Genomic DNA, 6,450 nt, shown 5'->3' with positions numbered 1-6,450 from the left:
GTCCGCCGGTGCGAGCTCGGCGAAGATGGCGCGGCGGTAGGACATCTCGTGGGCGAGGGCGAACCGGGCCCGTCTGCCACGGGACTACGAGGCGTTCGCCGCCCACGAGATGTCCTACCGCCGCGCCATCTTCGCCGAGCTCGCACCGGCGGACCGCAGCCGCCTGTGGCTGGAGCACCTCGCGCGCTACCGCGCCGCCCGCCCCGGCCTCACCGCGCAGCAGCGTCGGGTCCTGGACCGAGCCGAGGAGGTCTTCGGCCGCGAGTCCACTTTCGCCGGCAGTATGGGGGCCGCGCTGCACCAGGAGCTGGAATCGCTCCGCAAGGACGCCGAGGCGGCGTTCGGCCAGGACGAGGGCCGGGCAGCGCTCGCGACGCTCGGCCCCGCTTCCGCGGCTGCGGCCGGCTGCGGGTGCAGCTGTTACAGCGACTGGTGCTCGACCGGCTGCGTGTGCTGTGTCCGTGGGTGCTGGTGCACCCCTACGTCGCGGGGCTGCGGAACCGGCTTCCTGTACGAGTGCAAGGGCACCTGCGGTGGCGTCAAGCCCCAGGAGACGTAACCGCCGGGCAGGGTGCTGAATACCCGGGGGCGGTCGCTACCGGGCCGCGGCAGGATGGGCGCATGAAGCACCCCCTCCCACGTGCCTGAACTCGCCGCTGACGGTGGTAGGTGGGGGCCGAGCGCCCGTGGCCGGCCCGCGGTCGGCCGGTTCGTTACGGCGTGCTGGTGAAGGCGCGCCGGTAGGAGCGGGGAGGCACTCCCCGCCGCCGTACGAACTGCTCGCGCAGCACGGCCGCGCTTCCGTATCCGACCCTGCGGGCGATCTCCTCGACCGGCAGGTCGGTGGTTTCCAGGAGCTCCTCGGCCCGGCTCAGCCGCAGGCCGCGCAGCCAGGCGTGCGGAGTGGTACCGGTCGCGGCGGTGAAGCGGCGGGCGAAGGAGCGTTTGCTCATCATCGCGCGGCGCGCCAGCTCGGCGACGGGCAGCGGCTCGTGGAGGTGCGCGCGGGCCCAGCCGAGGACCTCGGCGAGCCGCTCGTCCTGGCCGTCCTCGGGAACGGGAGCGGCCAGGTACTGGGCTTGACCGCCGTCGCGGTGGGAGGGCAGCACCATGTCGCGGGCGACGGCGTTGGCCAGCGCGGCACCGTACTCGCGCCGCAGCAGGTGGAGGCACAGGTCGAAGCCCGCGGCTGCTCCCGCGCCCGTGACGACGCTCCCTTCGTCGATGTAGAGCGCGTCGGCCTCCACGGTGACCTCGGGGTGGCGGTCGGCGAGCAGCCCGGCGAAGCGCCAGTGGGTGGTCGCCCGCCGCCCGTCGAGCAGCCCGGCGGCGGCGAGCGCGAACGTGCCGACGCAGTGGGCCGCGACGACGGCGCCACGCTCGTGCGCGGTGCTGAGCACGTCGAGGACGGCGGGGTCCGGTGGCGTACGGAAACCGGCCCCGGGCAGGGCGATGAGGAGGTCGGCGTCGGCGAGCCGGTCCAGGCCGTGCGCGATGGACAGCGGCACCCCGCAGTCCGTGGGCACCGGCCCGGGCCGGTCGGCGCACAGGGCGAAGTCGAAACCGGGCAGCGCCGCTCCGTGGGGACCGAACACCTCGGCGACGATGCCGGCGGCAAGTATCCCGACGCCGGGCGGAACGTACGCGGCGACGGTCTTGAAGGGAGGCATGGCCGCAGTGTGGCACAGGTGTGGCACAAATCCTGCGATCAGAGGCAGCAGTGCCACTCGTGAACCGCCCGCACCCCCGGAAGGATTGAGGCCATGACAGACGCACCGCTCGGCCGCAGCGCCGCATACAAGGTCCTGACCACCGGCTACGTGGGTTCCACCGGCCCCGGGGTCGCCGCGACCGTCTCCTACATCTCCGACGCGGGACGGCACGTGATCTTCGACCCGGGCATGGTGGCGAGCCCCGACCACATCCTCGCCCCGCTCGCCGAGCTGGGCCTCGGCCCCGAAGACGTCACCGACGTGGTGCTCAGCCACCACCACCCGGACAACACCATGAACGCAGGCCTCTTCAGGCGTGCCCGGGTGCACGACCACAAGGTGGAGTACCAGGGTGACCAGTGGAAGAACCGGGACGCGGAGGGCTACGAACTCACCCCGTCACTGCGGCTGATCCGCACACCGGGCCACAGCCTGGAAGACATCACCCTGCTCGCGGGCACGGACTCGGGCGTCGTGGCCTTCGCCGGCGACCTGTGGTGGCACGCGGACGGACCGGCGGACGACCCGGTCGCCCCGGACCGCGAACTGCTGCGCGCCTCCCGCTTGCGGGTCCTGGCAGCAGCGGACCTGATCGTCCCCGGCCACGGCGCGCCGTTCAAGGGCGACGACACCACCCCGCGCTAGGGCGTTGTCCGACGACGGGCTCGCCGCCGACCCGCGGTCAGAACTTGAACGCCCACTTCTGGAGGTGGTTCTGTATCCGGAACATCTCTGCGAGCGCCGCCCGCGGCTGCGCATCCTGCGTCGCGGTGGCGGTCGACCGGGCCGGAGTCGCGCCGGCAGGTGGGGGGCAGCGCCGCGAACAGCGCTGTTGCAGCCACTGCTCCGGACAGCGTGAGCTTCGCTCTCGTGCTCCGGCAGGCTCGTGCGGTGTCAGTGAGCATCTGTGAAGATCTCCTTGAGGTGTGCAGGTGGTTTTAGCGATGACGGTCCGCGGGTGAAATGCTGCGGCGCCCGGACCGGTCAGACGGCGCGGGCGATGCAGATGCGGGCGTTCCACCGCGGGCCCGCTTCGTAGAACATGTAATCCGTGCCGCCTTCGCTGCCGAACGACGGCGCGGCCAAGCGTCCCCGGTCCGAGGCGATCGGTGCGTGGAACACGCCGAGATGGGTTTCGCGGTCGAAGGCGTTGCCGACCTCGGTGAGCCGCATCCGGCCGTCGTTGCCGTGATAAGCCACGTACGTGGTGCCGTTGCGCTTGACCGGAGTCGGCCCGGAGATGTCGGTGACACCGTCGGGCTCGGGGTTGACCAGCGGGGTGGGGCTGAACTGCCAGTCGTCCCGGCCGTTGGGCGACCAGCCGTAGAAGATCCGCCGGCCCCCGCGCACGCCCGTGAAGACCATGGCGTACTTGTTGTTGCGTCCCGGCAGAGCGGATTGCCCTCGTACGGGGGTGAAGGGACCTTCCAGAGAATCGGCGAACGCCATACTGATGCCGCCCGGCTTCTCATGCGGCGTAGTACAGGTAGTAGCGGGACCTCGCCCCGCTGATCTTGTCGTACACCCCGCGAATGCAAGGGAAGATGACCTCCCCCGTGGGTCTCAAGGGGCCCACCAGAGCGTCGCGCAGATAGCGGTACGCGAGCATCCCGGCCGGCCCGGCCGCCCGTGCCGGGCCCGCGCCGGCGAGCAGGCCGCCACCCGTTCCCTCGGCGATCCCGGCGGCTGCGGCCGCCGCACCGCGCACCGCGCACCGCGCAGCACGCTGCGCCGGTGCACCGGTAGCCCCCTGCCGAAGTGTTGCGAGCCGTCCATGCCCTCCTCCTTCGCGTAGCTCGAACGGTGCTGAACGAAGCTACGGGCGGCGCCGGGAGCCGAGTTGCCTGTGCGTGCCGGAGAAGTTGTCCCGAAGCGACTCGTCAGCCCGGCAGCGGCCGAAGACGCGGCACCGGCGCCGCGCTGCGGAGCCCTACCACGGGACGGTCTCGCCGTGGCGGTCCAGGAACTGCAGGCCGGGGGCGCCGGACTGGGCTTCGAGGACGTCGACGACGGCCGGGATGCTCTCCTTGGGGGACAGCGGCGCGTCGGGTCCGCCGAGCCGGGTCCGATTGTGGCCGGGGTCGATGAGCAGCTTGGTCTGTCCGTCGTCGGCATGGCGGGTGGCGTAACTGCGCATCAGCTGGTTGAGGGCGGCCTTGCTGGCCTTGTAGAGCTCGTAGCCGTCCTCGGTGTTGCGCGCGATGCTGCCCTGTTCGGAGGACATGACGGCGACGGTTCCGCCGGGCGCGACGAGCCCGCGGAGGGTTTCGAGGGCGCGCAGGGGGCTCAGCGCGTTGGTGACCATCACCTCGGTGAACATGCCGGTCGAGACCTCGTCGATGGGCAGGTTGCCCCGGTCGATCGCGGCATTGACGAAGAGCAGGTCGAGCCGGCAGCCGTCCAGGCGCTCGCGCAGGGCGTTCAGCTGCTCCGGGCTGGTCATCTCCAGTGATTCGGCCCGCAGTTGGCCGTTCGATGCCTCAGCATGCGCTTGCAGTTCGCTGCTGTCCTGGCGGGCCGTGGCGATGACGTGCCAGCCGCGTCGAGCGAGCTCGTCGGCGAGGACGAGCCCTAACCCTCGGGAGGCTCCGATGACGAGAGCCTGGCGGTGGTGGCCGGAAGTGGGGGACATGGGCAACTCCTTCGCGCTGGGAGAGACTCAGACTAGACGCGCCGTTGCGTCTAGACAATGCCTCACCGTCAACCGGCCGGTAGGGTGTCCCGCATGCCCGCCGCCAGCTCCCCGCCCCGCAGGCCGCGCTCCGGCAACCGGCGTGACGAGTCCGCACGCCTCGCCGTGCTGCACGCCGCCGACGACCTGCTCGCCGAACACGGCTTCGGCGCTCTCACCATCGAGGCCATCGCGCGGCGCGCCGGCGTCGCCAAACAGACGATCTACCGCTGGTGGCCGTCGAAGGTCGAGATCCTGCTCGACACGCTCATCGAGGACAGCGGCAAAAGCCTTCCCGTCCCGACCGAGCAGCCCACAGCAGAGAGCATCCGCGGCTATCTGCACGACTTCGCGCGATTCCTCACCGGCGACGCCGCCGGCAAGGTCCTGCTCGCGCTCATCGCCGAGGCGCAGCACGATCCCGGAACGGCCGAGAGCTTTCGCGAGCGCTACCTCGGTCCACGCCGCGACAAGGAACGCGAGATGCTCTCGCGCGGAATCGACGCCGGCGAGGTCTCGCCGAAACTGGGCCCCGACGCCACCATGGATGCTCTTCTCGGCCCGATCGTCTACTGCGCCCTGACGGGGGCGAGCATCCCGGAGGGCCTGGTGGACACCCTTGTCGAGGATCTGCTACTGCCACGGGTCGGCCGTAATTAGCTTGCATCGGCCACGCATTGCCGCTGCACTGTGGCCGGGACACACGGGACACCCCAAGGCGCGGTGTCGGCATCGGTATCCCGGGGAGGCAACCGCAGCGATGGAGATCCGTCCGACGACCGACAAGGATCTCGACGCCTTCGTCGACACCCTTCATCGAGCGTTCGGGCGCTTCCCGGAAACCCCGGCCGAGGGCGGCGGCGGGGTCTGGTGGGCGGCGCTCGAAATGGACCGCAACCTGCTCGCCGTGACGGCGGACGGGCGGCCCGTCGGCACCGCCGGTGCGTACTCCTTCGAGCTCACCCTGCCCGGTGACATCCTCGCCCCGGCCTCCGGGGTGAGCTTCGTCGGTGTCCTGCCCTCGCACCGACGCCGGGGTGTGCTCAGTGCGATGATGCGGTATCAGCTCGCTGAACTGCGGGACCGCGGGGAGTTCCTCTCCGTACTGCTGGCCTCCGAGGCCCTGATCTACCGCAGGTTCGGCTACGGTCCGGCGACCTACTCCCAGCAACTGACGGTGGCGCGTCACCAGGCCGCCTTCGCGCTTCCCCGGGCGCGTGGAACGGTCGGCGCCCCTGCGGCCGGACCGGACACCGGCGCAGGGGCAGGATCTGATACGGGCTCAGCTGCCGGATCGGGCACCGGCTCGGTCGAGCTGCTGCGGCGTAGCGATTGCGGCAAGATCCTGGAAGAGGTCTACGACCGGTACCGCCGCACGCAGCCCGGGGCACTGTCCCGGCCGCACCCCTGGTGGGCCTTGGGCGCGGGACAGCCCCCGGTCTCTCCGGCGCCGCGGTACGTAGCCGTCCACCGGGACACCGACGGCGTGCCGGACGGGTACGCCGTCTACTCGATCGAGTCCGGCACCCTGACGGTCGACGAGACCATCGCCACCGACGACGCCGTTTTCACCGCCCTGGCCCGGTTCGTGCTCGGACACGACCTGGTCACCCGGGTCGTGTTCAAGAACCTCCCGCCCGGCCATCCGCTGCGCTGGCAGCTGGCGGACTTCCGCGCCGGCCAGGTGACCGACGACACGGACTGGCTCTGGGTGCGGCTGCTGGACGTCCCGCGCGCGCTGACCGCGCGCGGATGGTTCACGGACGGCGATCTCGTCCTCGGCGTCGACGACCCGTTCCTCGGCGAGCACGGCCGCTACCTGCTGACCGTCCGGGACGGCAAGGCCGACTGCGTTCCGACGGACCGGGAGCCCGACCTGTCCCTGGACACGAGCGACCTGGGCTCGGTCTACCTCGGCGGCACCGCCCCCAGCACGCTCGTGCGTGCCGGACACGTCCGGGCCCGCCACCCGGGCGCGGTCACCCTCGCCGACGCCCTCTTCCGAGCCGAGCGCGGCCCGCACTGCCTGCACTGGTTCTGACGGCGCGCTCGGCTACCGGCGCGCGT

Annotated in this window: 8 protein-coding genes; 4 read left to right on the top strand and 4 right to left on the bottom strand. The window is 71.4% G+C overall.

The genetic code is table 11. From position 1 onward, the window contains the following. Nucleotides 1-109: 109 nt before the first annotated feature. Nucleotides 110-559 carry a bacteriocin fulvocin C-related protein gene (locus ACSNOG_RS19370; protein ID WP_436753917.1) on the top strand — a complete coding sequence of 150 codons (450 nt, stop codon included), beginning with the start codon at nucleotides 110-112 and terminating at the stop codon, nucleotides 557-559. Between the two features lie 154 nt (nucleotides 560-713). Here ACSNOG_RS19370 and ACSNOG_RS19365 read toward each other — a convergent pair whose 3' ends face one another. Then, nucleotides 714-1,670 (bottom strand): GlxA family transcriptional regulator, encoded by a 957-nt coding sequence (locus ACSNOG_RS19365; protein ID WP_436753916.1) that lies wholly within the window; start codon nucleotides 1,668-1,670, stop codon nucleotides 714-716. A 93-nt stretch (nucleotides 1,671-1,763) separates the two neighbouring features. On the opposite strand from ACSNOG_RS19365, the gene ACSNOG_RS19360 reads away from it, so the two are divergent. Then, on the top strand, nucleotides 1,764-2,357 hold the full coding sequence (locus ACSNOG_RS19360; RefSeq protein ID WP_436753915.1) for an MBL fold metallo-hydrolase: 594 nt from the start codon (nucleotides 1,764-1,766) through the stop codon (nucleotides 2,355-2,357). Between the two features lie 339 nt (nucleotides 2,358-2,696). Here ACSNOG_RS19360 and ACSNOG_RS19355 read toward each other — a convergent pair whose 3' ends face one another. The 3 genes from ACSNOG_RS19355 to ACSNOG_RS19345 all read right to left on the bottom strand — a co-directional run bounded on the left by ACSNOG_RS19355 (nucleotide 2,697) and on the right by ACSNOG_RS19345 (nucleotide 4,344). Then, nucleotides 2,697-3,077 carry a hypothetical protein gene (locus ACSNOG_RS19355; protein ID WP_436753914.1) on the bottom strand — a complete coding sequence of 127 codons (381 nt, stop codon included), beginning with the start codon at nucleotides 3,075-3,077 and terminating at the stop codon, nucleotides 2,697-2,699. 103 nt (nucleotides 3,078-3,180) lie between these two features. Beyond that, nucleotides 3,181-3,420 carry a hypothetical protein gene (locus ACSNOG_RS19350; protein WP_436753913.1) on the bottom strand — a complete coding sequence of 80 codons (240 nt, stop codon included), beginning with the start codon at nucleotides 3,418-3,420 and terminating at the stop codon, nucleotides 3,181-3,183. A gap of 222 nt (nucleotides 3,421-3,642) precedes the next feature. Then, nucleotides 3,643-4,344, bottom strand: a complete 702-nt coding sequence (locus ACSNOG_RS19345) for an SDR family NAD(P)-dependent oxidoreductase (protein ID WP_436753912.1) — start codon at nucleotides 4,342-4,344, stop codon at nucleotides 3,643-3,645. Nucleotides 4,345-4,437: 93 nt separating this feature from the next. Here ACSNOG_RS19345 and ACSNOG_RS19340 point away from each other — a divergent pair, with 93 nt between their 5' ends. Together ACSNOG_RS19340 and ACSNOG_RS19335 are read left to right on the top strand one after the other, a co-directional pair. Beyond that, a complete protein-coding gene (locus tag ACSNOG_RS19340; protein ID WP_436753911.1) occupies nucleotides 4,438-5,043 on the top strand; it encodes a TetR/AcrR family transcriptional regulator in 606 nt (201 codons plus the stop codon). 100 nt (nucleotides 5,044-5,143) lie between these two features. After that, nucleotides 5,144-6,424 (top strand): GNAT family N-acetyltransferase, encoded by a 1,281-nt coding sequence (locus tag ACSNOG_RS19335; protein ID WP_436753910.1) that lies wholly within the window; start codon nucleotides 5,144-5,146, stop codon nucleotides 6,422-6,424. Nucleotides 6,425-6,450: the final 26 nt, after the last annotated feature.

It is taken from the genome of Streptomyces sp. URMC 124 (assembly GCF_051386455.1).
Taxonomy (GTDB): domain Bacteria; phylum Actinomycetota; class Actinomycetes; order Streptomycetales; family Streptomycetaceae; genus Streptomyces.
Note: the sequence above shows the minus strand (reverse complement) of the source record. Positions and strands in the feature narration are given on the sequence as shown.